Annotated in this window: 23 protein-coding genes; 11 read left to right on the plus strand and 12 right to left on the minus strand. The window is 70.6% G+C overall.

Annotated features, from left to right (window positions below; all coding sequences use genetic code 11):
* Positions 1 to 27 precede the first annotated feature (27 nt).
* Positions 28 to 1,311 carry a CynX/NimT family MFS transporter gene (locus tag OG381_RS12950; protein WP_327716250.1) on the minus strand — a complete coding sequence of 428 codons (1,284 nt, stop codon included), beginning with the start codon at positions 1,309 to 1,311 and terminating at the stop codon, positions 28 to 30.
* Between the two features lie 70 nt (positions 1,312 to 1,381).
* On the opposite strand from OG381_RS12950, the gene OG381_RS12955 reads away from it, so the two are divergent.
* Positions 1,382 to 2,071: a FadR/GntR family transcriptional regulator gene (locus OG381_RS12955; protein WP_327716251.1), complete on the plus strand. Its 690-nt coding sequence runs from the start codon at positions 1,382 to 1,384 to the stop codon at positions 2,069 to 2,071.
* On the opposite strand, the gene OG381_RS12960 is transcribed toward OG381_RS12955, so the two are convergent.
* From OG381_RS12960 to fabG, 3 genes are all read right to left on the minus strand, one after another.
* Positions 2,052 to 2,399, minus strand: a complete 348-nt coding sequence (locus tag OG381_RS12960; protein WP_327716252.1) for a hypothetical protein — start codon at positions 2,397 to 2,399, stop codon at positions 2,052 to 2,054. The two genes, OG381_RS12955 and OG381_RS12960, sit on opposite strands and share 20 nt — an antisense overlap.
* A gap of 189 nt (positions 2,400 to 2,588) precedes the next feature.
* Positions 2,589 to 3,365 (minus strand): enoyl-ACP reductase FabI, encoded by a 777-nt coding sequence (fabI, locus tag OG381_RS12965; protein WP_266829110.1) that lies wholly within the window; start codon positions 3,363 to 3,365, stop codon positions 2,589 to 2,591.
* Between the two features lie 5 nt (positions 3,366 to 3,370).
* Entirely contained in the window at positions 3,371 to 4,090 is a 720-nt protein-coding gene (fabG, locus tag OG381_RS12970) for a 3-oxoacyl-[acyl-carrier-protein] reductase (RefSeq protein WP_266894307.1), read from the minus strand.
* 241 nt (positions 4,091 to 4,331) lie between these two features.
* Here fabG and OG381_RS12975 point away from each other — a divergent pair, with 241 nt between their 5' ends.
* Genes OG381_RS12975 through tyrS form a run of 3 tightly spaced genes read left to right on the plus strand, consistent with a single transcriptional unit; the run spans position 4,332 to position 8,571 of the window.
* Entirely contained in the window at positions 4,332 to 5,855 is a 1,524-nt protein-coding gene (locus tag OG381_RS12975; protein ID WP_327716253.1) for a TldD/PmbA family protein, read from the plus strand.
* Positions 5,852 to 7,246 (plus strand): metallopeptidase TldD-related protein, encoded by a 1,395-nt coding sequence (locus OG381_RS12980; RefSeq protein WP_327716254.1) that lies wholly within the window; start codon positions 5,852 to 5,854, stop codon positions 7,244 to 7,246. The genes OG381_RS12975 and OG381_RS12980 overlap by 4 nt, the downstream gene beginning before the upstream one ends.
* 56 nt (positions 7,247 to 7,302) lie before the next feature.
* Positions 7,303 to 8,571: a tyrosine--tRNA ligase gene (gene tyrS / locus OG381_RS12985; protein ID WP_327716255.1), complete on the plus strand. Its 1,269-nt coding sequence runs from the start codon at positions 7,303 to 7,305 to the stop codon at positions 8,569 to 8,571.
* A gap of 61 nt (positions 8,572 to 8,632) precedes the next feature.
* Here tyrS and OG381_RS12990 read toward each other — a convergent pair whose 3' ends face one another.
* Positions 8,633 to 8,911: a GlsB/YeaQ/YmgE family stress response membrane protein gene (locus OG381_RS12990; RefSeq protein ID WP_327716256.1), complete on the minus strand. Its 279-nt coding sequence runs from the start codon at positions 8,909 to 8,911 to the stop codon at positions 8,633 to 8,635.
* Positions 8,912 to 9,155: 244 nt separating this feature from the next.
* Here OG381_RS12990 and OG381_RS12995 point away from each other — a divergent pair, with 244 nt between their 5' ends.
* Together OG381_RS12995 and OG381_RS13000 are read left to right on the plus strand one after the other, a co-directional pair.
* Positions 9,156 to 9,554: a DUF3099 domain-containing protein gene (locus OG381_RS12995; protein ID WP_327716257.1), complete on the plus strand. Its 399-nt coding sequence runs from the start codon at positions 9,156 to 9,158 to the stop codon at positions 9,552 to 9,554.
* A gap of 214 nt (positions 9,555 to 9,768) precedes the next feature.
* Entirely contained in the window at positions 9,769 to 9,993 is a 225-nt protein-coding gene (locus tag OG381_RS13000; protein ID WP_327716258.1) for a hypothetical protein, read from the plus strand.
* Here OG381_RS13000 and moaA read toward each other — a convergent pair.
* From moaA to OG381_RS13015, 3 genes are all read right to left on the minus strand, one after another.
* The gene (moaA, locus tag OG381_RS13005) at positions 9,990 to 10,979 is read right to left on the minus strand and encodes a GTP 3',8-cyclase MoaA (protein ID WP_327716259.1); all 990 of its coding nucleotides are present in this window, start codon (positions 10,977 to 10,979) and stop codon (positions 9,990 to 9,992) included. The genes OG381_RS13000 and moaA overlap by 4 nt on opposite strands.
* 179 nt (positions 10,980 to 11,158) lie before the next feature.
* Positions 11,159 to 12,784, minus strand: coding sequence for a solute symporter family protein (locus tag OG381_RS13010; protein WP_327716260.1), 1,626 nt, complete (start codon positions 12,782 to 12,784; stop codon positions 11,159 to 11,161).
* Entirely contained in the window at positions 12,781 to 13,137 is a 357-nt protein-coding gene (locus OG381_RS13015) for a DUF485 domain-containing protein (RefSeq protein WP_327716261.1), read from the minus strand. The genes OG381_RS13010 and OG381_RS13015 overlap by 4 nt, the downstream gene beginning before the upstream one ends.
* Positions 13,138 to 13,464: 327 nt before the next feature.
* Here OG381_RS13015 and OG381_RS13020 point away from each other — a divergent pair, with 327 nt between their 5' ends.
* The 5 genes from OG381_RS13020 to OG381_RS13040 all read left to right on the plus strand — a co-directional run bounded on the left by OG381_RS13020 (position 13,465) and on the right by OG381_RS13040 (position 19,634).
* Entirely contained in the window at positions 13,465 to 14,994 is a 1,530-nt protein-coding gene (locus OG381_RS13020; protein ID WP_327716262.1) for a S8 family peptidase, read from the plus strand.
* 61 nt (positions 14,995 to 15,055) lie between these two features.
* The gene (locus tag OG381_RS13025; RefSeq protein WP_327716263.1) at positions 15,056 to 16,567 is read left to right on the plus strand and encodes a S8 family peptidase; all 1,512 of its coding nucleotides are present in this window, start codon (positions 15,056 to 15,058) and stop codon (positions 16,565 to 16,567) included.
* Positions 16,568 to 16,651: 84 nt separating this feature from the next.
* The gene (locus OG381_RS13030) at positions 16,652 to 17,194 is read left to right on the plus strand and encodes a hypothetical protein (RefSeq protein WP_327716264.1); all 543 of its coding nucleotides are present in this window, start codon (positions 16,652 to 16,654) and stop codon (positions 17,192 to 17,194) included.
* A gap of 36 nt (positions 17,195 to 17,230) precedes the next feature.
* Entirely contained in the window at positions 17,231 to 18,526 is a 1,296-nt protein-coding gene (locus OG381_RS13035; protein WP_327716265.1) for a CoA transferase, read from the plus strand.
* A 100-nt stretch (positions 18,527 to 18,626) separates the two neighbouring features.
* A complete protein-coding gene (locus tag OG381_RS13040; protein WP_327716266.1) occupies positions 18,627 to 19,634 on the plus strand; it encodes a CopD family protein in 1,008 nt (335 codons plus the stop codon).
* A gap of 16 nt (positions 19,635 to 19,650) precedes the next feature.
* Here OG381_RS13040 and OG381_RS13045 read toward each other — a convergent pair whose 3' ends face one another.
* The 4 genes from OG381_RS13045 to OG381_RS13060 form a co-directional block, all read right to left on the minus strand.
* Positions 19,651 to 20,694: a zinc-dependent alcohol dehydrogenase family protein gene (locus tag OG381_RS13045; protein WP_327716267.1), complete on the minus strand. Its 1,044-nt coding sequence runs from the start codon at positions 20,692 to 20,694 to the stop codon at positions 19,651 to 19,653.
* 36 nt (positions 20,695 to 20,730) lie between these two features.
* Positions 20,731 to 21,390: a lysoplasmalogenase gene (locus OG381_RS13050; protein ID WP_327716268.1), complete on the minus strand. Its 660-nt coding sequence runs from the start codon at positions 21,388 to 21,390 to the stop codon at positions 20,731 to 20,733.
* Complete coding sequence (locus OG381_RS13055; protein WP_327716269.1) at positions 21,387 to 22,253, minus strand: sterol desaturase family protein; 867 nt, start codon at positions 22,251 to 22,253, stop codon at positions 21,387 to 21,389. Before OG381_RS13055 ends, OG381_RS13050 begins: the two co-directional genes overlap by 4 nt.
* 113 nt (positions 22,254 to 22,366) lie before the next feature.
* Positions 22,367 to 23,077 carry a VIT1/CCC1 transporter family protein gene (locus OG381_RS13060; protein ID WP_327716270.1) on the minus strand — a complete coding sequence of 237 codons (711 nt, stop codon included), beginning with the start codon at positions 23,075 to 23,077 and terminating at the stop codon, positions 22,367 to 22,369.
* Positions 23,078 to 23,094 lie beyond the last annotated feature (17 nt).

The following is a 23,094-nucleotide window of genomic DNA, read 5'->3' on the forward strand; positions in this document are numbered from 1 at the left end:
ACCGCCATCGGATCCGCCGGGGTGGCGTCAGCGGGCCGCCTCTGCCTCGACCGTCCTGTCGCGTCCCGCGAGGACGCCCACGGCCATCTGCGGGACCATCAGGGCGGCCATGAGGGCGATCGGCAGGCCCCAGCCGCCGCTGTGCTGGTAGAGCACGCCGACCAGGAGCGGGCCCGGGATGGAGATCAGATAGCCGGTGCTCTGCGCGAACGCGGACAGCTGGGCGACGCCGGCGCCGGTCCTGGCCCGCATCCCGACCATCGTCAGGGCCAGCGGGAAGGCGCAGTTGGAGACGCCGAGCAGCAGGGCCCAGGCCCAGGCTCCGGAGGCGGGCGCGAAGTAGAGGCCGGCGTATCCGGCGAGGCCGCAGACGCCGAGCACGAGGACGATCGGGCCCTGGTGCGGCAGGCGGGTGGCCACGCGCGGGATGACGAAGGCGAGCGGTACGCCCATCACCATCGTGACGGCGAGCAGCAATCCGGCCGTGCTCGCGGGCACGCCCGCGTCCCGGAAGATCTGCGCCATCCAGCCCATGGTGATGTAGGCGGCGGTGGCCTGGAGCCCGAAGAAGACGGCGAGCGCCCAGGCGGTACGGCTGCGGGTGATGCGCAGCGCGGGCTGCTCCTCGCGCGCGGGTGCCTCCGCGGCGGACGCCGTGCCCCGCTGCCGTATCGACGGGATCCACGGCAGTACGGCCGCGGCGGCCAGCCCCGACCAGACCGCGAGCCCGGTCTGCCAGCTGCCGCCCAGCCTGTCGGTCACCGGCACGGTCACGGCGGCCGCGGTGGCCGTGCCCAGGGCGAGGGCCATCGAGTAGAGGCCGGTCATGGTGCCGACGCGGTCCGGGAACCAGCGCTTGACGATGACGGGCATCAGGACGTTGCTGACGGCGATGCCCATGAGGGCGAGAGCGCTGGCGGCCAGGAAGCCGACCGTGCTGCCCGTGTACGGCCGTATGAGCAGGCCTGCCGTGATGGCGACCATGCCGGCGCACACCACCGCTCCGGGTCCGAAGCGGCGGGCCAGGCGCGGGGCCATGACGCCGAAGAAGGCGAAGCAGAGCGGGGGCACGGAGGTCAGGAGCCCGGCCATGCTGCCGCTCATGCCCAGTCCGTCGCGGACCTCCTCCAGGAGGGCGCCGAGGCTGGTGATGGCGGGGCGCAGGTTGACGGCGGCCAGGACGATGCCGAGCACGAGCAGCCGTGTCGGCCACGCGCGCGGGGTGGCCCCCGGGGGCTCGCTCGGTGCCGAGCTGCGGATGTGCGGGGACGTCGTCGTCCGGGTTTCCTCGCGTGCCATGCGACCCATCATAGAATCATGGGATGATTGGTTGTCCATCCCCCGGCTGCCCCGGGTCGGCGATCCCATGCGAAGGTGTGCCATGCCTCTGAGCCACCCCCGTCGATCGGCACTGTCCGAGCAGGTCATCGCGGCGCTGCGGCAGCAGATCACGTCGGGAGAGTGGCCGGTCGGCTCGCGCATCCCGACGGAACCGGAGCTCGTCGAGCAGCTCGGGGTGGCCCGCAACACGGTCCGCGAGGCCGTCCGCGCGCTCGCGCACAACGGCCTGCTGGACATCCGCCAGGGCTCGGGCACCTATGTCGTGGCGACCAGCGAGCTGGCCGGTGTGATGCACCGCCGGTTCGCCGACGCCGATCCCCGGCACATCGCCGAGCTCCGCGCCACGCTGGAGTCCTCCGCGGCGCGGCTGGCCGCCGAGCGGCGTTCGGAGAAGGACCTCAAGCAGCTCGACGCGCTGCTCGTACGGCGCGAGGAGGCGTGGGAGTCGGGTGACGCGGAGGCCTTCGTGACGGCGGACTCGTCCTTCCACCTGGCGGTGGTGGCGGCTTCCCACAACGACGTGATGTCGGCGCTGTACGCGGACCTGGGCGAGGTGCTGCGGGACTGGCTGCGCGAGGACGTGGGCGAGGAGCTGACGCCGGAGACGTACATGGACCACGCGCGGCTGGTCGACGCGATCCGCGCGGGCGACGCGGAGACGGCCGCGACGGAGGCGGCGGGCTATCCGTTCCTGTGCCGGCCGGGCCGGTTCACCGCTTCTGGTGGCTGACCCACACCGAGCGGACTTCCTTCCAGCAGCGGCCGTCCAGCCGTACGGTCTGCGCGGGCCCGGCCTCGACCGGGGCGCCGTCGCTGTCGACGTCCCACCAGCGCTCGCACTCGATGTGCAGCCGGACGCGGTCGACGTCGGGATACGGGTTGTGGCAGTACGCGGTCACATGGGAGCCGGTGACCCTGTTGTGGCAGGCGGCACCGAACAACTCGGGTTCATCGGCCCTCGGTCGCTCCACGCGTGCGTGCGGTGATGCGTCGTGCGGCAGGCACAGCAGGAGGGCTACGGCGACGGCTGCTGAGGCGAGGCTGCGGGACAGGCGCACAAGGGGACCTCCTCGGCCGTGCTGGGGAGGGAAGCGTGGTGAACGCGTAATCCAGAGTGCCCAGTTGTGCGCCCCGCCCGCCCGGCCGGATGGGCCGAACGGGTGACCCCGCGCGGACGCGCCGAGAGGCCGCACCCCCTTTTGCAGCGGGTGCGGCCCCTCAAGGCCGGCCGAGGCTCGGCGGCAGTGTCACGCGCCGATGGCGTGCAGACCGCCGTCCACGTGGACGATCTCGCCGGTGGTCTTCGGGAACCAGTCGCTCAGCAGGGCGACGACGCCCTTGCCGGCCGGCTCCGGGTCCTCCAGCTTCCACTCCAGCGGGGAGCGGCTGTCCCACACCGACGCCAGTTCGGCGAAGCCGGGGATCGACTTCGCGGCCATGGAGCCGATCGGACCGGCCGAGATCAGGTTGCAGCGGATGTTGTGCTTGCCCAGGTCACGGGCCATGTAACGGCTGGTGGCCTCCAGGGCGGCCTTGGCCGGGCCCATCCAGTCGTACTGCGGCCAGGCGAACTGTGCGTCGAAGGTGAGGCCGACGACGGAACCGCCCTCGGTCATCAGCGGCAGCAGCGACATCGTCAGCGACTTCAGCGAGAAGGCGGAGACGTGCATGGCGGTGGCCACGGACTCGAACGGCGTGTTCAGGAAGTTGCCGCCGAGCGCGTCCTGCGGCGCGAAGCCGATGGAGTGCACGACACCGTCGAGCCGGTCGCCCAGGTGCTCACGGACCTGGCTCTCCAGGCGGGCCAGGTGCTCGTCGTTGGAGACGTCGAGCTCCAGGACCTTGACCTTCTCCGGCCGGGGCAGCTTCTTGGCGATGCGCTCGGTGAGGGTCGGACGCGGCCACGCGGTGAGGATGATCTCCGCGCCCTGTTCCTGGGCCAGCTTGGCGGTGTGGAAGGCGATGGAGGACTCCATCAGCACACCGGTGATGAGGATCTTCTTGCCCTCGAGGATTCCAGCCATGGTGTTCAGTGACCCATTCCCAGTCCGCCGTCAACCGGGATGACGGCTCCAGTGATGTACGAGGCGTCGTCCGAGGCGAGGAACCGCACCGTCGCGGCGATCTCCTCGGGCTGCGCGTAACGACCGAGCGGCACCTGCTTCACGATGTTCTCGCGCTGCTCGTCGGTGAGCACCTTGGTCATGTCGGTGTCGACGAAGCCGGGCGCGACGACGTTGAAGGTGATGTTGCGCGAGCCCAGCTCACGGGCCAGGGAGCGCGCGAAGCCGACCAGACCGGCCTTGGAGGCGGCGTAGTTGGCCTGGCCGGGGCCGCCCATCAGTCCGACGACCGACGAGATCAGGACGACACGGCCCTTCTTGGCGCGCAGCATGGCGCGGTTGGCGCGCTTGACGACGCGGAAGGTGCCGGTGAGGTTGGTGTCGAGGACGGACGTGAAGTCCTCCTCGGACATGCGCATCAGGAGCTGGTCCTTGGTGATGCCGGCGTTGGCGACCAGGATCTCGACGGGACCGTGCGCGTCCTCGATCTCCTTGTAGGCCTGCTCCACCTGCTCGGTGTCGGTGATGTCGCACTTGACGGCGAGGCAGCCCAGTTCCGCCAGGGCGGCCGGTGGCTCACCCGAGCGGTACGTGATCGCGACCTTGTCGCCGGCTTCGGCGAAAGCCCGGGCGATGGCGAGGCCGATGCCCCGGTTGCCTCCGGTGACGAGAACCGAGCGGCTCAACGGATCACCCTTTCCATAGCGGTCTGAACTCATCCGCCCGGCACCCGGAGGGCAGGCGGCTCCCTTCGAAACCTATCGGTCTGCCCCGGCGTGCGGACATTCGGGCACCGACAGTGGCTCGGGGGCCGCACTGTCGGGTCCCTACAGAAGACGGCGACCACGCACCGAAACGTATGGTCCCCGGAGCTGCGCACACGACATGATCGGAGTCCACAGGTCACGAGAGCAGGGAGATACCTCGGTGCCTCATACCATCGACGAAGCCTTCACAGCGCTTCCCCTACGCGCCCTGGCCGACGCCGCGCTGGCACGCGCGCGTGCGCTGGGCGCCGAGCACGCGGACTTCCGGTTCGAGCGGGTGCGCAGCGCGTCCTGGCGGCTGCGGGACGCCAAGCCCGCCGGGACGTCGGACACCACCGACCTCGGGTACGCGGTGCGGGTCGTGCACGGTGGCACGTGGGGTTTCGCGTCGGGCGTGGATCTGAACATGGACGCGGCGGCGCGGGTCGCCTCGCAGGCCGTGGCGATGGCGAAACTGGCCGCGCAGGTGATCAAGGCGGCGGGTTCGGACGAGCGCGTCGAGCTCGCCGACGAGCCGGTGCACTCCGAGAAGACATGGATCTCGTCGTACGAGATCGATCCGTTCACCGTGCCCGACGAGGACAAGGCCGGGCTGCTGACGGACTGGAGCGCGCGGCTGCTGGCGGCGAACGGGGTCAACCACGTCGACGCGTCACTGCTGACCGTCCACGAGAACAAGTTCTACGCCGACACCGCCGGGACCGTGACCACCCAGCAGCGGGTGCGGCTGCACCCGTCGCTGACCGCGGTGTCGGTCGACGAGTCGAGCGGCGAGTTCGACTCCATGCGGACCATCGCGCCGCCGGTCGGACGCGGCTGGGAGTACCTCACGGGCACCGGCTGGGACTGGGACAGCGAGCTCGAGCAGATCCCGGAGCTGCTCGCCGAGAAGATGCGGGCGCCCAGTGTCGAGTCGGGGGTGTACGACCTGGTCGTCGACCCCTCCAACCTGTGGCTGACGATCCACGAGTCCATCGGCCACGCCACCGAGCTGGACCGTGCCCTCGGCTACGAGGCGGCCTACGCCGGCACCTCCTTCGCCACCTTCGACCAGCTGGGCACGTTGCGGTACGGCTCCGACCTGATGAACGTGACCGGTGACCGCACCGCCGAGCACGGTCTGGCGACCGTCGGCTACGACGACGAGGGTGTGGCGGGCCAGTCCTGGGACCTGGTGAAGGACGGCACGCTCGTCGGCTACCAGCTGGACCGGCGGATCGCGAGGCTGACCGGCTTCGAGCGGTCCAACGGGTGCGCGTTCGCCGACTCCCCCGGCCATGTGCCCGTACAGCGCATGGCCAACGTCTCGCTCCGGCCGGACCCGGCCGGGATGTCGACGGAGGACCTGATCGGCGGCGTCGACCGGGGCATCTACGTCGTCGGTGACCGGTCCTGGTCGATCGACATGCAGCGCTACAACTTCCAGTTCACCGGCCAGCGGTTCTTCAGGATCGAGAACGGTCGGATCACCGGGCAGCTGAGGGACGTCGCCTACCAGGCGACCACCACCGACTTCTGGGGCTCGATGGCCGCGGTGGGCGGTCCGCAGACCTACGTCCTCGGGGGCGCCTTCAACTGCGGCAAGGCCCAGCCGGGGCAGGTGGCGGCGGTGTCGCACGGCTGCCCGTCGGCCCTGTTCAAGGGCGTCAACATCCTCAACACGACGCAGGAGGCCGGTCGATGAGTCCTCGTACGAACAAGCCGCACGAGATCGTCGAACGTGCCCTGGAGCTGTCGACGGCCGACGGGTGTGTCGTCATCGCCGACGAGCAGTCCACGGCGAACCTGCGCTGGGCCGGCAACGCGCTCACCACCAACGGCGTCACCCGCACCCGTACCCTCACCGTGATCGCGACGGTCGACGGCAAGGAGGGAACCGCCTCCGGAGTCGTCTCGCGGGCCGCGGTGACCGTGGACGAGCTGGAGTCCCTGGTCCGGGCCGCCGAGGCCGCAGCGCGCGGTGCGGCGCCCGCCGAGGACGCGCAGCCGCTGGTGACGGGCGTACCGGCGTCCCCCGACTTCACGGACGGGCCCGCCGAGACCTCCTCCGCGGTGTTCGCCGACTTCGCGCCGGCGCTCGGCGAGTCCTTCGCACGCGCGCGTGCCGGCGGCCGCGAGCTGTACGGCTTCGCCAACCACGAGCTGGTCTCCAGCTACCTCGGTACGTCGACGGGTCTGCGCCTGCGGCACGACCAGCCCAACGGGACGCTGGAGCTGAACGCCAAGTCGCCGGACCGTACGCGCTCGGCGTGGGCCGGCCGCTCCACCCGGGACTTCAAGGACGTCGACCCGGCCGCGCTGGACGCCGAGCTCGCCGTACGCCTGGGATGGGCCGAGCGCAAGCACGACCTGCCCGCCGGGCGGTACGAGACGCTGCTGCCGCCGACCGCCGTGGCGGACCTGCTGATCTACCAGATGTGGTCGGCGTCCGGCCGGGACGCTGCCGAGGGCCGGACCGTGTTCTCCAAGCCCGGCGGCGGCACCCGGCTCGGCGACCGGCTGACCGAGCTGCCGCTGACCCTGCGCAGCGACCCGAACGAGCCGGGCCTGGAGTCCGCGCCCTTCGTGCTCACGCACTCCTCCGGCGGCGACTCGTCGGTGTTCGACAACGGGCTGCCGCTGACCGCCACCGAGTGGATGCGGGCCGGCGAGCTGAGCAGCCTGCTGACCAGCCGGCACAGCGCCGGGCTGACCGGACTGCCGGTGGCGCCCGGCATCGACAACCTGATCCTGGACGGCGGCGAGGACCGCTCCCTGGAGGAGATGGTCGCGAACACCCGGCGCGGGCTGCTGCTGACCTGCCTCTGGTACATCCGCGAGGTCGACCCGGCGACGCTGCTGCTGACCGGCCTGACCCGAGACGGCGTCTACCTCGTCGAGAACGGCGAGGTCACCGGCGAGGTCACCAACTTCCGGTTCAACGAGTCGCCGGTGGACCTGCTGGGCCGGGCCACGGAGGCCGGGCGCACGGAAAAGACGCTGCCGAGGGAGTGGAGCGACTGGTTCACTAGGGCTGCGATGCCGGCCCTGAGGGTGCCGGACTTCAATATGAGCTCTGTCAGTCGGGGCGTATAACCTCGTAGCTGGTTGTCACCCGACCGCCGCAGATCATCCAAGGAGATACGAGAACCGTGACGGACATCGTCGACGAGCTGAAGTGGCGCGGGCTGATCGCCCTCTCCACTGACGAGGACGCATTGCGCAAGGCGTTCGCGGACGGCCCCGTCACGTTCTATTGCGGGTTCGACCCGACCGCACCCAGCCTCCACCTCGGCAACCTCGTGCAGATCCTGACGATGCGCCGGATCCAGCAGGCGGGCAACCGTCCACTGGGCCTGGTGGGCGGTGCGACGGGTCTGATCGGCGACCCCAAGCCGACCGCGGAGCGGACGCTGAACTCGCCGGACGTCGTGGCCCAGTGGGTCGAGCGGCTCCGGGCGCAGATCACCCCGCTGCTCGACTTCGAGGGCCCGAACGCCGCGATCATGGTCAACAACCTGGACTGGACCCAGGGGCTGTCGGCCATCGAGTTCCTGCGGGACGTCGGCAAGTACTTCCGGGTCAACAAGATGATCGCGAAGGAGGCCGTCGCCCGGCGGCTCAACTCCGACGCGGGCATCGGCTACACGGAGTTCAGCTACCAGATCCTCCAGGGCATGGACTTCCTGGAGCTGTTCCGCAGGCACGGCTGCACGCTGCAGACCGGCGGCAGCGACCAGTGGGGCAACCTCACCTCGGGCACCGACCTGATCCACCGGGTCGAGCCCGACGCCGTGGTGCACGCGCTGGCCACGCCGCTGATCACCAAGGCGGACGGCACCAAGTTCGGCAAGACGGAGTCCGGCACGGTCTGGCTCGACCCGGAGATGACCACGCCGTACGCCTTCTACCAGTTCTGGCTGAACGCGGACGACCGGGACGTCTCCAAGTTCCTGCGCATCTTCAGCTTCCGCTCCCATGACGAGATCGTGGAGCTGGAGAAGCAGACCGAGGAGCGTCCGCAGGCCCGTGCCGCCCAGCGCGCACTGGCGGAGGAGCTGACGACGCTGGTGCACGGCGCCGGTCAGACCGCCGCCGTGGTCGCCGCGAGCCGTGCGCTGTTCGGTCAGGGCGAGCTGGCGGACCTGGACGAGAAGACGCTGACGGCGGCCCTCTCCGAGGTGCCGCACATCCAGGTCGCCGAGCTCGGCCCCGTCGTGGACCTGCTCGCCGAGGTCGGCCTGGTGGCCAGCAAGTCCGCCGCGCGGCGGACCGTGAAGGAGGGCGGGGCCTACGTGAACAACGTGAAGGTCGCGGCCGAGGACGCGGTTCCCGCCAAGGAGGACCTGCTCCACGGTCGCTGGCTGGTGCTGCGCCGGGGCAAGAAGAACCTGGCGGCGGTCGAGGTCACGGGCGCCTGAGCACACGGCGAGAGGGGCGGTCTCCCGTGCGGGAAGGCCGCCCCTCTCGGCGTGGACGCTCTCAGGTCCGCTGTTTGCGCTTGCCCAGCGTCGCCATGTACGCCATGTCGCCGACGCCCACGATGATGATCGCGGCGACGAGCTGGAAGGCGTGGCGGCTCCAGTCGATACCGGAGGTCTCGTCGACGCCTGCGGCACGCGCGATCGCGTTGCCCGCGATGGCGCCCAGCATGCCGAAGATGGTCGTCAACCACAGCGGGCTGTGCTGCTTGCCCGGGAGGATCGCCTTCGCGATCAGACCCAGCACGAATCCCACGATGATCGCCCACAACCAGCCCATGGCTGCCTCCTAGTACGGCTCGACGTGAGCATTACGGCCAGTGTCGGCGCATGCGCTGTACGGCGCATGTCGAGTGGGCCGTACGCGCTACGGCGCAGGTCGTTCGCCCGGGCGGGAGGTGCCCCGGTCTCGTAGGCGGCGCAGACGCGGCGTAACGTAGGACGTGTCCGGGCCCGGAACCTCTGCCGGGGGCGGAGTGGGTACGGGCCGGGGAGAGTCCGATGCGGGCGGATGGTGGAATGTGATGCGGAAGCAGCATGCGGCAGGCAACGCCCAGGTGTTCCGGATCACCGGAGCCCGTCAGGGGCTTCAGGACGATGTGCGCGGCCGGCAGCGGCGGTATGTGATCTCGATGGCCGTGCGTACGGCGTCGGTGATCCTCGCGGTCTCGCTCTGGAACGTCGAACGGCACGTCGCCATCGTCGCGTTGGTGCTGGGGGCTCTGCTCCCCTACGTCGCGGTGGTGATCGCCAACGCGGGGCGGGAGAACGCGCCGTCCCTGCCGTCGACATTCGTGACCGCGCCGCTGCCTCCGATGATCACGCCGCCGAGCGCTCCGAGGGGCTCCGCGGAACCGTTCCCGGAAGACGCCGTGGGCGGTTCGGAGGCGGGCGTACGGGGCGAGCCGCGCGAGCGGACGTGACCTTGGCGGAGGGCCCGAATCCGGAAGTTTCCTCCCTACCAAGCTCAAGAAAAGCTCAGATCAATCATGTTGTTCCAGTGCCGGGCGACGGGTTACCCGTGACATACTTCCTACGCGCTCCGCATCCCCCGTCGGAGCGACAGACCGACGCCGGGCAGCTCCCCCCGTGGCTGCTCGGCGTCGCCTTGTTCACGGCACTTTGTGAGACGAAACAGTGAGCGAAGAGACCACCCCGATCTGCTCCGCGAAGGGCTGCCGCCTGGACGCCGTGTGGGTGCTCGCGTGGAACAACCCGAAGATCCACACGCCGGAGCGCCGGAAGACATGGCTGGCGTGCGAGGAGCACCGGGAGCACCTGTCCCAGTTCCTCGGCGTACGGGGGTTCCTGAAGGACGTCGTCCTGCTGAAGGAGTGGGAAGCGCGGGGGCAGGTTCCCTAGCCGCCGATCGCGGACATCGGGCGGTCCGGCTGGACGAAGGTCGGGTCGTCCAGGCCCGCGCCCGCCTTCTTGCCCCACATCGCGACCTTCCAGATGCGGGCTATCTCCTGGTCCGGGGCGCCGGAGCGCAGGGCCGCGCGCAGGTCGGTCTCCTCGGTGGCGAACAGGCAGGTGCGGACCTGGCCGTCGGCGGTGAGGCGGGTGCGGTCGCAGGCGGAGCAGAACGGGCGGGTGACCGAGGCGATGACCCCCACGACGTGCGGGCCGCCGTCCACCAGCCAGCGTTCGGCCGGGGCCGAGCCGCGCTTTTCGGAGCCTTCCTCGGTCAGGTCGAAGCAGGTGCGCAGGGAGGTGAGGATGTCGCCCGCGGTGATCATGCCGTCGCGCTTCCAGCCGTGCTGGGCGTCCAGCGGCATCTGCTCGATGAAGCGCAGTTCGTAGTCGTGCTCGACGGCCCAGGCCAGCAGGTCGGGGGCCTCGTCGTCGTTGAGGCCCGGCATCAGGACCGAGTTGACCTTGACCGGGGTCAGGCCCGCCTCGCGGGCCGCGTACAGGCCCTCGATGACGTCCTTGTGGCGGTCCCGGCGGGTGAGGGTCTTGAAGACGTCCGGGCGCAGGGTGTCCAGGGAGACGTTGACCCGGTCCAGGCCCGCCGCCTTCAGGGCACTCGCGGTGCGCTTGAGGCCGATGCCGTTGGTCGTCAGCGACATCTGGGGACGGGGCTCCAGGGCCGCGACGCGCTCCACGATGCCCACCAGACCGGGGCGCAGCAGCGGCTCGCCGCCGGTGAAGCGGACCTCCTGGATGCCCAGCGAGGTGACCGCGATGTCGATCAGGCGGACGATCTCGTCGTCGGTGAGCAGATCGGGCTTGGCCAGCCACTGCAGGCCCTCCTCGGGCATGCAGTACGTACAGCGCAGATTGCACCGGTCGGTCAGCGAGACTCTCAGGTCGGTGGCCTGCCGGCCGTAGGTGTCGATGAGCACGTGGGCCCCCTCCCTCGTCTGCGGAACACTGTCGGAGTACTCGAGGAGCACTCGTTTGCCGTCACCTGCGAGCCTACGTGACCCGACTGACATCGACAGTGCCCGATCCCACGAGGTAAGACGCGGCCGCGTCGTAGAGACCTACGACGCGGCCGGTCACAGAGCGCTGCCCGGCGGACTCAGTGGGCGCCGGTGCCGGTCAGGGACCGGACCTCCAGCTCCGCGTACTTGCCGGCGTCGGGCTCCTCCTTGGACAGGACGGTGCCGAGCCAGCCCATCGCGAAGCCGAACGGGATGGAGATGATGCCCGGGTTCTTCAGCGGGAAGTAGGCGAAGTCGACGTCCGGGAACATCGCCTTCGGGTCGCCGGAGACGACGGGCGAGAACAGCACCAGGCCGACGGCGACGATCAGACCGCCGTAGATCGACCACAGTGCGCCCTGGGTGGTGAACTTCTTCCAGAACAGGCTGTAGAGGATCGTCGGCAGGTTGGCGGACGCGGCGACCGCGAAGGCCAGCGCGACCAGGCCGGCCACGTTGAGGTCACGGGCGAGGGCGCCCAGGCCGATGGCCGCGGCACCGATGAAGACGGTCGCCACGCGGGCCGCTCGGACCTCTTCCTTGCCGGACGCCTGGCCCTTGCGGATGACGTTGGCGTAGATGTCGTGCGCGAACGAGGACGACGAGGCGAGGGTCAGGCCGGCGACCACGGCGAGGATCGTCGCGAAGGCCACCGCCGAGATCGTCGCCAGCAGGATCGCGCCCCACGTGGAGTCGACGCCGCCCAGGTGCAGGGCGAGCAGCGGGGCCGCCGTGTTGCCGGACGGGTTGGATTCGATGATCTCCTTCTGGTCGATCAGCGCGGCGGCGCCGAAGCCGAGCGCGATCGTCATCAGGTAGAAGCCGCCGATGATGCCGATGGCCCAGTTCACGGACTTACGGGCGGCCTTGGCGTTGGGCACCGTGTAGAAGCGGATCAGGATGTGCGGCAGACCCGCCGTGCCGAGCACCAGGGCGATGCCCAGGGAGATGAAGTCCAGCTTGGAGGTGCCGGTCGCGCCGTACTGGAGGCCGGGCTCCAGGAAGGCGGAGCCCTTGCCGCTGTTCTCGGCGGCCGTGCCGAGCAGGTCGGAGATGTTGAAGTCGAACTTCAGCAGCACCAGGAACGTGATCAGGATCGTGCCGCTGATGAGGAGGACGGCCTTGACCATCTGGACCCAGGTGGTGCCCTTCATGCCGCCGATGGAGACGTACACGATCATCAGGATGCCGACCAGGGCGACGATGCCGACCTTGCCCGCGTCGGAGGTGATGCCGAGCAGCAGCGAGACCAGGACACCCGCGCCGGCCATCTGGGCCAGCAGGTAGAAGATCGAGACGACGATCGTGGAGGTGCCGGCCGCGGTGCGGACCGGCCGCTGGCGCATGCGGTACGCCAGTACGTCACCCATGGTGTAGCGGCCGGAGTTCCTGAGCGGCTCGGCGACCAGGAGCAGCGCCACCAGCCAGGCGACCAGGAAGCCGATGGAGTACAGGAAGCCGTCGTAGCCGAAGAGGGCGATGGCGCCGGCGATGCCGAGGAACGAGGCGGCCGACATGTAGTCGCCGGAGACCGCGAGACCGTTCTGGAAGGCGCTGAACTGGCGTCCGCCGGCGTAGAAGTCGGCGGCGTCCTTGGTCTGGCGGCCCGCCCAGACCGTGATGACCAGGGTCGCGACGACGAACACCGCGAAGAGGCTGATGATCAGTGGTCGGTGCTCGCTGGCCTCTCCGGCCGCGAGGACACTCTGCTGCGCGATGCTCATGCGTCGCCCTCCATACGGGACTTGATCGCCTCGGCCTTGGGGTCGAGCTTCGCGGCGGCGTGCCGGGAGTACCACCAGGCGATGATGAACGTGGTGACGAACTGGGCGATGCCGAGGACGAAGGCAACGTTGATGTTGCCGAACAGCTTGGTGCCCATGAAGTCGCCGGCGAAGTTCGACAGCAGGACGTACAGCAGGTACCAGGCGATGAAGCCGACGGTCAGGGGAAAGGCGAAGGAGCGGTAGGAGTGGCGTAGTTCACCGAACTCCGCACTCTCCTGCACCGCGGTGAACTCCTCGGTGCTGGGGAGTTTGTGTTGCTCTTTCGAGGGGGGCGGTGCGTCGGTAGCCACGGAGTCTCCTCGCGTTGCGGGTGCTGTTGCCAGGGTGGACGGGGACGGGTCCGGGTCCGGGGACGGGTTCGGTACGACGGGCATGTGACGGCTCTGTTCCTCACGGTGACCAGGGGGCACGATCGCGCTCGCGCTCCCTGTTCAACGTCACGGCGGCACGCGAGGAGCGGTTCAACTGCGCGGGCTTCTTTCCGAAGTCACCTCGGGTAGGTCATTGCTGGCCAGCGACTTCGCGAGATAGCTTCGCCACTGCACCACCCGTCATGTACCTGCCCGAGCACCACCTGTGTTCGGGCGGTTCTCGTTTCCGGATGATGTGGAGACCCCATGCCTCATCTGCGTTCCAGACGTCGGCTCGCGCTCGCCGTGCCCGTCGTTCTCTCGCTGACCGCCTCGCTCGGTTTCCTGCCGTCGGCCGCCTCGGCGGCCCCGTACGCGGCGCCGGCCGCGCAGGCCGCGGACGCGCCCAACCTGTCGTACGTGGTCAACACCAAGGTGGACCGCAAGACGATCGCGTCGGTGAAGAAGGCCGTCGTCGCCAAGGGCGGCACGATCGTCATCACGTACGAGAAGATCGGCGTGATCGTCGTCCACTCGGCCAACCCCGACTTCGGCGCACAGATACGCACGGTGCGCGGCGTTCAGTCGGCGGGTGCGACGCGGACCTCGGCGCTCACTCCCGCGAGCACCACGGACGAGGGCGCGGCCCAGATCCTGACGAAGGCGCAGGCCGAGAAGATCGAGAGCGCCTCCGCGGCCGACGCGGAGAGCGAGCCCCTCGAGGCCGACCAGTGGGACCTGCGGGCGATCGGCGCCGACAAGGCCGCGCAGATCAACCCGGGCAGCAAGAAGGTCACCGTCGCCGTCATCGACACCGGCGTCGACGACACCCACCCGGACATCGCGCCGAACTTCTCGGCCTCGCAGTCGGCCAACTGCGACGGCGGTGTCCCGAACACCACCGAGGGCGCCTGGCGGCCGTACACCGCGGACGACTACCACGGCACGCACGTGGCCGGTGAGATCGCCGCCGCCCGCAACGGCATCGGTGTGGCCGGTGTCGCGCCCGGCGTGAAGGTCGCGGCCATCAATGTGACCGACCCGAGCAACGGCCTCTTCTACCCGGAGAGCGTCGTCTGCGCGTTCGTGTTCGCCGCCGACCACGGCGTCGAGGTCACGAACAACAGCTACTACGTGGACCCGTGGCTGTACAACTGCCTCGACGACCCCGACCAGCGGGCCATCGTCGACGCGGTCAACCGGGCCTCGCTGTACGCCCAGAAGAAGGGCACACTCAACCTGGCCTCGGCGGGCAACTCCAACGACGACCTCGACTCGGACGCCCTGGTCGACGACAGCAGCCCCGACGACTCCACGCCGGTGACGCGCACCATCGACCCGCACGAGTGCTTCGACGTGCCGACCCAGCTGCCCGGTGTCGTGACGGTCAGCGCCACGGGCGTGCAGAACCTGAAGTCGTACTACTCCTCGTACGGTTACGGCGTCGTCGACATCGCGGCCCCGGGCGGTGACCGGCTCTACCAGATCCCGGACACGCCGTCGAAGAACGGCCGCATCCTGTCGACCCTGCCGAACAACTCGTACGGCTTCCTGCAGGGCACCTCGATGGCCTCCCCGCACGCCGCGGGCGTCGCCGCGCTGCTGAAGTCGACGCACCCGAAGGCGTCTCCGGCGCAGTTGCAGGCGCTGCTGAAGGCGCAGGCGGACAACCCGGGCTGCCCGGCCTCCTACGACCAGGACGGCGACGGCACGCAGGACGCGACCTGCGTCGGGGGCAAGCGGGTGAACGGGTTCTACGGCTACGGCATCGTCAACGCGCTGCGCGCGGTCAAGTAGCCCGCGGAGCACCCGCACGATCCGCTCGTACCGCTCGTACCGCGAACGAACTGGAGACAGCATGACAGCGCCTGACCCGCGCTTCCGCCGTGCGCTGGCCATCCCGATGGGGATGGCCATGGCGACGGCACTCGCGTTCCTGCCGAACGTCTCGGCATCCGCGGCGGAGGAGTCCCCCGCGGCCGACGCGACCTCGCTCAGCTATGTCGTCAACGTCAGCCCCGGACACGGACCTTCCAAGCATGTGCGGAAGGCGATCTCCGAGGCCGGCGGCACGATCGTCACGTCGTACGACCAGATAGGCGTGATCGTCGTCCACTCGGCGAACCCCGACTTCGCCAAGGTCGTGCGCACGGTGCGCGGGGTGGAGTCGGCCGGCAACACCCGTAACGCGCCGCTGCCCGCGCAGTCGACGACCGACGTGGGGACGCCGAAGGTGCTCAGCGCCGCGGAGGTCGCGGACGCCGGGGCGGTCGCCGGACAGGACCCGCTCGAGCCCCTGCAGTGGGACCTGCCCGCCATCAAGGCGGACAAGGCGCACGAGAAGTCGCTCGGCAGCAGCAAGGTGACCGTCGCCGTCATCGACACCGGTGTCGACGACACGCACCCGGACATCGCGCCGAACTTCGACCGTGCCGCGTCGGTCAACTGTGTGACGGGCAAGCCGGACACGACCGACGGGGCGTGGCGGCCGACCACGGGGGAAAGCCCGCACGGCACGCATGTGGCCGGTGAGATCGCGGCCGCCAAGAACGGCGTCGGCATGACGGGTGTCGCGCCCGGTGTGAAGGTGTCCGGCATCAAGGTGTCCACGACGGCCGGTTACTTCTACACGGAGGCCGTGGTCTGCGGCTTCGTGTGGGCGGCCGAGCACGGCGTCGATGTGACGAACAACAGCTATTACACCGATCCGTGGTACTTCAACTGCAAGAACGACCCGGACCAGAGGGCGCTCGTCGACGCCGTCTCCCGGGCCTCGCGGTACGCGGAGAAGAAGGGCGCCGTCAATGTCGCGGCGGCCGGCAACGAGAACTACGACCTCGCGGCCGACGAGATCACCGACCCGGTCTCCCCGAACGACGGCACGCCCTCGGACCGGGTGATCGACCCGTCGCAGTGCCTCGACATCCCGACGCAGCTGCCGGGTGTCGTGACGGTCGCGGCGACCGGGGCGAAGGGCATCAAGTCGTCCTTCTCCAACCATGGTCTGGGTGTCATCGACATCGCCGCGCCCGGCGGCGACTCGACCCGCTTCCAGACGCCGGCCCCGCCGGCCACCAGCGGCCTGATCCTGGGCACGCTGCCGGGCGGCGGCTGGGGCTACATGGCCGGTACGTCGATGGCCTCGCCGCATGTCGCGGGCGTGGCCGCGCTCATCAAGTCGACGCACCCGAAGGCCTCCCCGGCCCTGGTGAAGGCCCTGCTGTACGCGGAGGCCGACGCGACGCCGTGCACCGACCCGTACGACATCGACCGCGACGGGAAGGTCGACGCGGTGTGTGAGGGGCCGAAGAACTACAACGGCTTCTACGGGTGGGGTACCGCGGACGCGCTGGACGCGGTGACGAAGTAGCGAAGTGACGCTCACGCGCGCGTGACGTGAAGGGCCGGGCGGGTACCGTCCGGCCCTTTGCCGTGGTGCGGCAAGATCTGCGGCATGTACATGTATGAGGATCCCGCGACCTGGACGCCCGAACGAGTCCGGCCCAGGGGACAGTTGACCCTCCGTTTCGTTCTGACGGTTCTGTACACGCCCGTGCAGATCGTGCTGTGGATCGTGGCTCTCGCGGTCTTCCTGGCCGTCGGCCTCGTCACGGAGATCATCACCGTGTTCAGCAGTTCGTACGAGCAGGGTCTCTTCAAGACCATGGACCGGGTGCTCGACCCGTTGTCGAAGTGGCCCGCCTGGTGCGTGAGCTGGCCGGAGCTGCGGCACGAGGGCGACAGCGCGTACTACAGGGCCCGCGTCGAGAAGAAGGTCGGCCGCTGGACCGCGAAGGCGTCCGGCCCGCGCAAGCCCGGCACGCCGCGGCCTCCGGTCGAGTGCGCTGTCCCGGTGCGCGACTACCGGGGTGTGGGCGGCTGGTACGTCGCCCAGGTCGCCGCCGCGCAGGGGTGGGAGCTGCGTCCGACGGATGTGCGCAAGGAGGTGCGTCTTTGGTGGTCGGCCGCCTCCACGGCTGAAGGCATGGGCCGATGACACGGGTTGATTGAATCAATACTGCATAGTGAAGTCATGACCGGAGTCACGTCCAAGGGCGTTCTGCAAGCGCGGCTTCCCGTACGGGAGCTGGCCCTTGCCTGCGTCGAGACGTGTGCGCGGGCCGCCGCCGAGCTGGGGGCACGGCGGGCCGGGCTCGGCGAGGTGCCCGCCGTGCGGGTGGACGACGGGGCCGTCGCCACGGCGTTCGTCAGCGAGCGGCATCTGTTGATCAATGGCCGGGCTCCGGTCAACTTCGCGCCCCTGTCCAGGTTCTGGCGCACGGCCGACGGCTGGGTGCGGACGCACGCCAACTATCCGCATCACCGGGAACGGTTGCTCGCGGTGATGGGGCCGCCGGACTCCCTCGAGGCGGCCTTCGCCGAGCGTTCCGCCCTGGAGATCGAGGAGGCCGTGTACGCGGCCGGGGGCCTGGCCGTCGCGCTGCGGACACCGCAGGAGTGGGCCGCGCATCCCCAGGCTGTGGCGGTGGCCGAGCGGCCGCTGGCCGAGCGCGCCCGGCTCGACTCCGCACGCGCACGTGCGTTCACACCGCTCGACGGGGCTCCCCTGCTGCCCGCCGCCGGACTGCGGGTCCTGGATCTGACCCGGGTGATCGCGGGCCCGGTCGCCACCCGCACGCTCGCCCTGCTCGGCGCGGACGTACTGCGCCTGGACGCGCCCCTGCTGCCCGAACTCCCCGACCAGCATGCCGACACGGGCTTCGGGAAGCGGTCGGCGACGCTGGACCTGGCGGCCGACCGGCGGACCTTCGAGGAGCTGCTCGCGGCGGCGGACGTGGTCGTCACCGGATACCGGCCGGGCACGCTGGACCGGTTCGGGCTGTCACCGCGGGCGCTGGCGGAGCGGCGGCCGGGCATCGTCGTGGCGCAATTGTCGGCCTGGGGCGCGTACGGGCCCTGGCGTGAGCGGCGCGGGTTCGACAGTCTCGTGCAGGTGGCCACCGGGATCGCGGCGGTGGAGGGGTCGGTGGAGCAGCCGGGGGCGCTGCCCGCACAGGCCCTCGACCACGGCACGGGGTACCTGCTGGCGGCGGAGGTGCTGCGGGCGCTGACCGAGCAGTCGCAGGAGGGCGGCAGCCGGTTCGTACGGCTGGCGCTGGCGCGGACGGCGGAGTGGCTGATGAACGGCATCCCGGCCGACTCCCCCGGGGATGCTCCGTACGACGGGCCCGATGCCTGGCTCGCCGAGACGGACAGTGGCATCGGGCGGCTGCGGTACGCCCTGCCGCCGGTCTCCTTCGCCGGCGGGCCGACGGACTGGGCGCGCCCACCGGGGCCGTGGGGGGCGGATCCCGCGCGGTGGGCGTGAGCGGCGGCCGACCAAAAGACGTACCTCTGGGCGGAATGCCGTACCGCCAGATGTTCTCCCGGACTTGCCCCGTTCTGCGACAGCTGGTGAAGATCACGAGGTGACCTTGACAAGACCCACGGCGGGGGCCTCCGACGCGACCGGGCCCTCGCCCCGCTCCGGTACCGGCACGGCTGTCGCCCTCCTCGTGCTGGTGACGCTCGGCGCTCTGATCCCGCTGCTGGGCCCGTCCGCCGCGCTGGACGGCACCGGAGAGGCCGCGGCGCCCGGTATCGGCGGCATCGCGCTGCTGCGGGCGGTGCTGTTCGCGGCGCTGTGCGTCCCCGTGGGCGAGCTCTTCGTGAACCGGCTGGCCCGTACCCTGCCCGGCGCTCCCCCGGCCGCGCCGCGCGGCTGGGCCCCGTACGCGGCCGCCGCCGGTTTCGTCGCCGCGCTGGGGCTCGCCTCGGTGGTGGCGACCGGCAACCTCGTGCCGCACAGCCTCGCCGAGATCGACATCGGCGGCCTGTACGAGTCCCGGGACGGCAAGCTCGCGCTCCTGGAGGTCAACGCGTTCCTCCTGGCGGGCCTGTGCTCCCGCTCGGCCCGCCCCGCCGTCCAGGTCTGGCCGCCGGCCGCGGTCGTCGTGGCGGAAGCCCTGCGTGCGCATCCCACGACCGAGCAGAGCCCGTTGGTCGGGTCGGGGCTGACCCTGGTCCATCTGACCTGTGCGGCGCTGTGGGTGGGCGGGCTGCTGTACGTGCTGCGGACGTTGCGCGTGTGGGGGCCGACGGAAGCGGGCGCGGCTCTGCTGGGCCTCTACGCGCGCGTGGCCGTGGTCCTGCTCGCCGTGATCACCGCCACCGGGGTGTGCAGCACGCTGCGCCGGATGCCGCCGGGCACGGTCCTGCACCAGCTGACGGCGACCGCGTACGGGCGGGTGCTGCTCGCCAAGGTGCTGCTCGTGGCCGTGGTCGCCGCGCTCGCCCTGTGGGCGCGGTTCCGGCTGCGCCGGGCGCCCGACCCGCTGACCGCCTGCTCCCCCGCGCGGGCGGAGGTCGTCGCGCTGGGCGTGGTGGTCGTGGTGTCGGGGCTGCTGACGGCGCTGCCGGTGCCGATCCGCTGGTGAGCCGCTTTTGGGACGGTCAGTTGGCGATGAGCACCTTGAGGGCCGTCCGCTCGTCCATCGCCTTGTAGCCGGCCGGGACGTCCTCCAGGCCGAGGGTCAGGTCGAAGACGGGCGACGGGTCGATGGTGCCGTCCAGGACGTCGGGCAGCAGCTCGGGGATGTACGCGCGGACCGGTGCGACACCGCCGCGCAGCGCGATGTTCCGGTCGAACATGACGCCGAGGTCGATCCCGGTGCCGCTGCCGTGCGGCACGCCCACCCAGCCGACGGTGCCGCCGTCGCGGGCGATGTCGACCGCGGTGCGCATCGACTGCTCGGTGCCGACGGCCTCGACGACGGCGTGCGCGCCCTGGCCGCGGGTGAGTTCACGGACGGCCTCGACCGCCGCGTCCCCGCGCTCGGCGACCACGTCGGTGGCGCCGAAACGGCGGGCGATGTCGGTCCGGGCCCGGTGGCGGCCGAGCGCGATGATCCGTTCGGCGCCCAGCCGCTTGGCGGCGAGCACCGCGCACAGGCCGACGGCCCCGTCACCGACGACGGCGACCGTGGCACCCGCGCGGGCTCCGGCGCCGAGGGCGGCGTGGTGGCCGGTGCCCATGACGTCGGAGAGGCTCAGCAGGGCGGTCAGCAGACGGTCGTCGGAGGCCGCGTCCTTGGGCAGCTGGACGAGGGTGCCGTCGGCGAAGGGCACGCGCACGGCCTCGCCCTGGCCGCCGTCGTAGCCGACGGAGCCCCAGAAGCCGCCGTGCTCGCAGGAGGTGTTCAGGCCCTCGCGGCAGTAGTCGCAGACGCCGTCGGACCACATGAAGGGCGCCACGACGAGGTCGCCGCGGCGGACGGTGCCCACCTCGGAACCGGTCTCCTCGACGACGCCGAGGAACTCGTGCCCGATGCGCTGCCCCGGCTGCCGCGTGGCCGTGCCGCGGTACGCCCACAGGTCGCTGCCGCAGATGCAGGAGCGCAGGACGCGGACCACGGCGTCGGTGGGCAGCTGCACCACGGGGTCGGGCACGTCCTCCACGCGCATGTCGAAGGGGGCGTGGATGGTGGTGGCGCGCATGGCGAGGATCCTTCTCGTCTGTGGTGGTACGTGCGCTCAGGGGGTGGTCGGGCGCACTTCACCGTACGCCGACTCCCGCGGCCGTCGCTCGCCGAGTACCCCGGTGACCAGCAGGGACTGCGCGGCGATGTAGGTGAGCATGATCCACAGGTCCGGCCGGGGCGGCTGGGGCCACTCCGCGACGCCGGTCGCGATGAGACTGTCGGAGAGCACGAAGAGCGCGCCGCCGAGCCCGGCGAGGAGTCCGAGCCGGGTGGCGGCCGTGTACGCCATGGCGGTCAGCAGCAGGCTGTATCCCGCGACGGGGACCCGCAGGTCGGCGGGCAGGTCCGGCCAGAGCAGGGCGACGCTGGCGACGAGGACGACGGCGTAGGCGGGGGCGAGGAAGGCACCGCGCGCGCGTGCCTCGCCGTACGGCCCGAAGAGCGCGAGGTAGCAGACGTGCCCGGCGGCGAAGCAGCCCATGCCGGCGAGGAAGGCGGGCTCGGCGTCGAGGAGGAGCAGGGTGTCGCCGCCCCAGCCGCACAGCAGGGCGGCGATCAGGAGCCGGGGCGCGCCGCGGGACGCCGCGCAGGCGGCGAGCAGCGGCATCAGGAGGGGCTTGGCGACGGTGTGCCCGGCGTCCCAGCCGGCGGCCAGGGAGACGAGGTCGACGACGGCCGTGAGGGCGAAGGCTCCTGCGAGCGGGCGTCTCACGCGGCCACGGTCTCCTCGGCCGGTTCCGCCACCGGCGCCGGCTTCCACCCCGGCCCCCGGAACACCCGCCCCGCGCGCTCGCGCCAACTGTGCGCCGCCTTGATGTCCTTGACGATCGAGACGTACTCATGCGTGGCGACCTTGATCGGGTTGAACGTGTTGATGTTCTTGGTCAACCCGTAGACGGGCCGTTCGGTCTCGGCGACGAACGACCCGAAGAGCCGGTCCCAGACGATGAGGATGCCGCCGAAGTTGCGGTCCAGATAGCCGCCCTGGGAGGCGTGGTGGACCCGGTGGTGGGAGGGCGCGTTGAAGACGAACTCGAACCATCGGGGCATCTTGTCGATGCGCTCCGTGTGGATCCAGAACTGGTAGACGAGGTTCGCCGAGGAACAGAAGGCCAGGGCCGCGGGGTGCACGCCGGCGGCGATCAGGGGCACGTAGAACGGCCATACGGTGAGCGTGGTCCACGGCTGGCGCAGGGCGGTGGTGAGGTTGAACTTCTCGCTGGAGTGATGGACCACGTGACAGGCCCACAGGATGCGGATGACGTGGTGGCCGCGGTGCGACCAGTAGTAGAAGAAGTCCTGCGCGAGCAGCATCAGCGGGACGGTCCACCACAGCACGGGGACGCGCAGGGGCGTGAGTTCGTGGATCGCCGTGTAGATCGCGACGATCGGGATCTTCCAGAGGAAGTCGAAGGCGAGGCTTCCCAGCCCCATGCCGACGCTGGTGGCGGCATCCTTCGTCTCGTATCCGGCGGCATCCTCGTCGGGATGGATGCGGACGCTGATCACCTCGACCACGGTGAGCAGCACGAAGGCGGGTATCGACCACAGCACGACATCGGGCAGGTTCGGCATGTGGGCACCGTAGAACCGCTGGTCGGCCGCGGCTAGACGTTGTTACTGACAAGTATTACAGCGAGTACGCGCTTACTTGTTGGCGATCTCCACCAAAGCCACCACCGGCGGTTTCAGACTCCGGCCGCCCCCAGCAGCGCCCCCGCCGCATACGTCACCCCCATCGCCAGCGCCCCGCCCGCCACGTTCCGCAGCGCCGCGCGGACCGGGTCGGCGGCGCCGAGGCGGGCGCTGCTCCAGCCGGTGAGGACGAGGGCGGCGAGGGAGGAGAGGACGGTGACGGCGAGCCGCCAGCCGGTGGGCGGGAGGACGATGGCGAGGAGCGGGAGCAGGGCGCCGACCGTGAAGGACAGGAAGCTCGCCCACGCGGCGTGCCAGGGGTTGGTGAGCTGGTCGGGGTCGATGCCGAGCTCCACGCGCGCGTGGGCTCTCAGGGCGTCCCGCTCCGTGAGCTGGACGGCCGCCTCACGGGCCACGTCCCGGGACAGGCCCCGGTCCTGGAGGAGGTGGGTGAGCTCCTCCAGTTCGGCCTCGGGCTGCTCGCGCAGCTCCCGTTTCTCGACGGCGAGGGCGGCCTTCTCGGAGTCCCGTTGGGTGGAGACGGAGACGTACTCCCCGGCGGCCATCGACATCGACCCCGCGAGGAGTCCCGCGAGGCCCGCCGTCAGGAGGGCCGAGCGGTCGTCCGTGGCGCCGGCGACGCCGACGACGAGGCCCGCGGTGGACACGATGCCGTCGTTGGCTCCGAGGACGGCCGCCCGCAGCCAGTTCAGCCGCTCGGCGAGCGCGCCGCCGTGGGCCTCGTCATGCGTGGGTTCGGTCACAGACGGGAGGATCGCAC

This window comes from Streptomyces sp. NBC_00490 (genome assembly GCF_036013645.1).
GTDB lineage: Bacteria > Actinomycetota > Actinomycetes > Streptomycetales > Streptomycetaceae > Streptomyces > Streptomyces canus_F.

Excerpts from the sequence above, each read along its gene's own strand:
- OG381_RS12990 (WP_327716256.1), bottom strand. The coding sequence starts at position 8,911 with ATGGGCTGGTTGTGGGCGATCATCGTGGGATTCGTGCTGGGTCTGATC.
- OG381_RS12950 (WP_327716250.1), bottom strand. The coding sequence starts at position 1,311 with ATGATGGGTCGCATGGCACGCGAGGAAACCCGGACGACGACGTCCCCG.
- OG381_RS13035 (WP_327716265.1), top strand. The coding sequence starts at position 17,231 with ATGACCGGAGTCACGTCCAAGGGCGTTCTGCAAGCGCGGCTTCCCGTA.
- OG381_RS13030 (WP_327716264.1), top strand. The coding sequence starts at position 16,652 with ATGTACATGTATGAGGATCCCGCGACCTGGACGCCCGAACGAGTCCGG.
- OG381_RS13045 (WP_327716267.1), bottom strand. The coding sequence starts at position 20,694 with ATGCGCGCCACCACCATCCACGCCCCCTTCGACATGCGCGTGGAGGAC.
- OG381_RS13010 (WP_327716260.1), bottom strand. The coding sequence starts at position 12,784 with ATGAGCATCGCGCAGCAGAGTGTCCTCGCGGCCGGAGAGGCCAGCGAG.
- fabI (WP_266829110.1), bottom strand. The coding sequence starts at position 3,365 with ATGGCTGGAATCCTCGAGGGCAAGAAGATCCTCATCACCGGTGTGCTG.
- OG381_RS12995 (WP_327716257.1), top strand. The coding sequence starts at position 9,156 with ATGCGGAAGCAGCATGCGGCAGGCAACGCCCAGGTGTTCCGGATCACC.
- OG381_RS13025 (WP_327716263.1), top strand. The coding sequence starts at position 15,056 with ATGACAGCGCCTGACCCGCGCTTCCGCCGTGCGCTGGCCATCCCGATG.
- OG381_RS13055 (WP_327716269.1), bottom strand. The coding sequence starts at position 22,253 with ATGCCGAACCTGCCCGATGTCGTGCTGTGGTCGATACCCGCCTTCGTG.
- OG381_RS12955 (WP_327716251.1), top strand. The coding sequence starts at position 1,382 with ATGCCTCTGAGCCACCCCCGTCGATCGGCACTGTCCGAGCAGGTCATC.
- OG381_RS12980 (WP_327716254.1), top strand. The coding sequence starts at position 5,852 with ATGAGTCCTCGTACGAACAAGCCGCACGAGATCGTCGAACGTGCCCTG.
- OG381_RS13020 (WP_327716262.1), top strand. The coding sequence starts at position 13,465 with ATGCCTCATCTGCGTTCCAGACGTCGGCTCGCGCTCGCCGTGCCCGTC.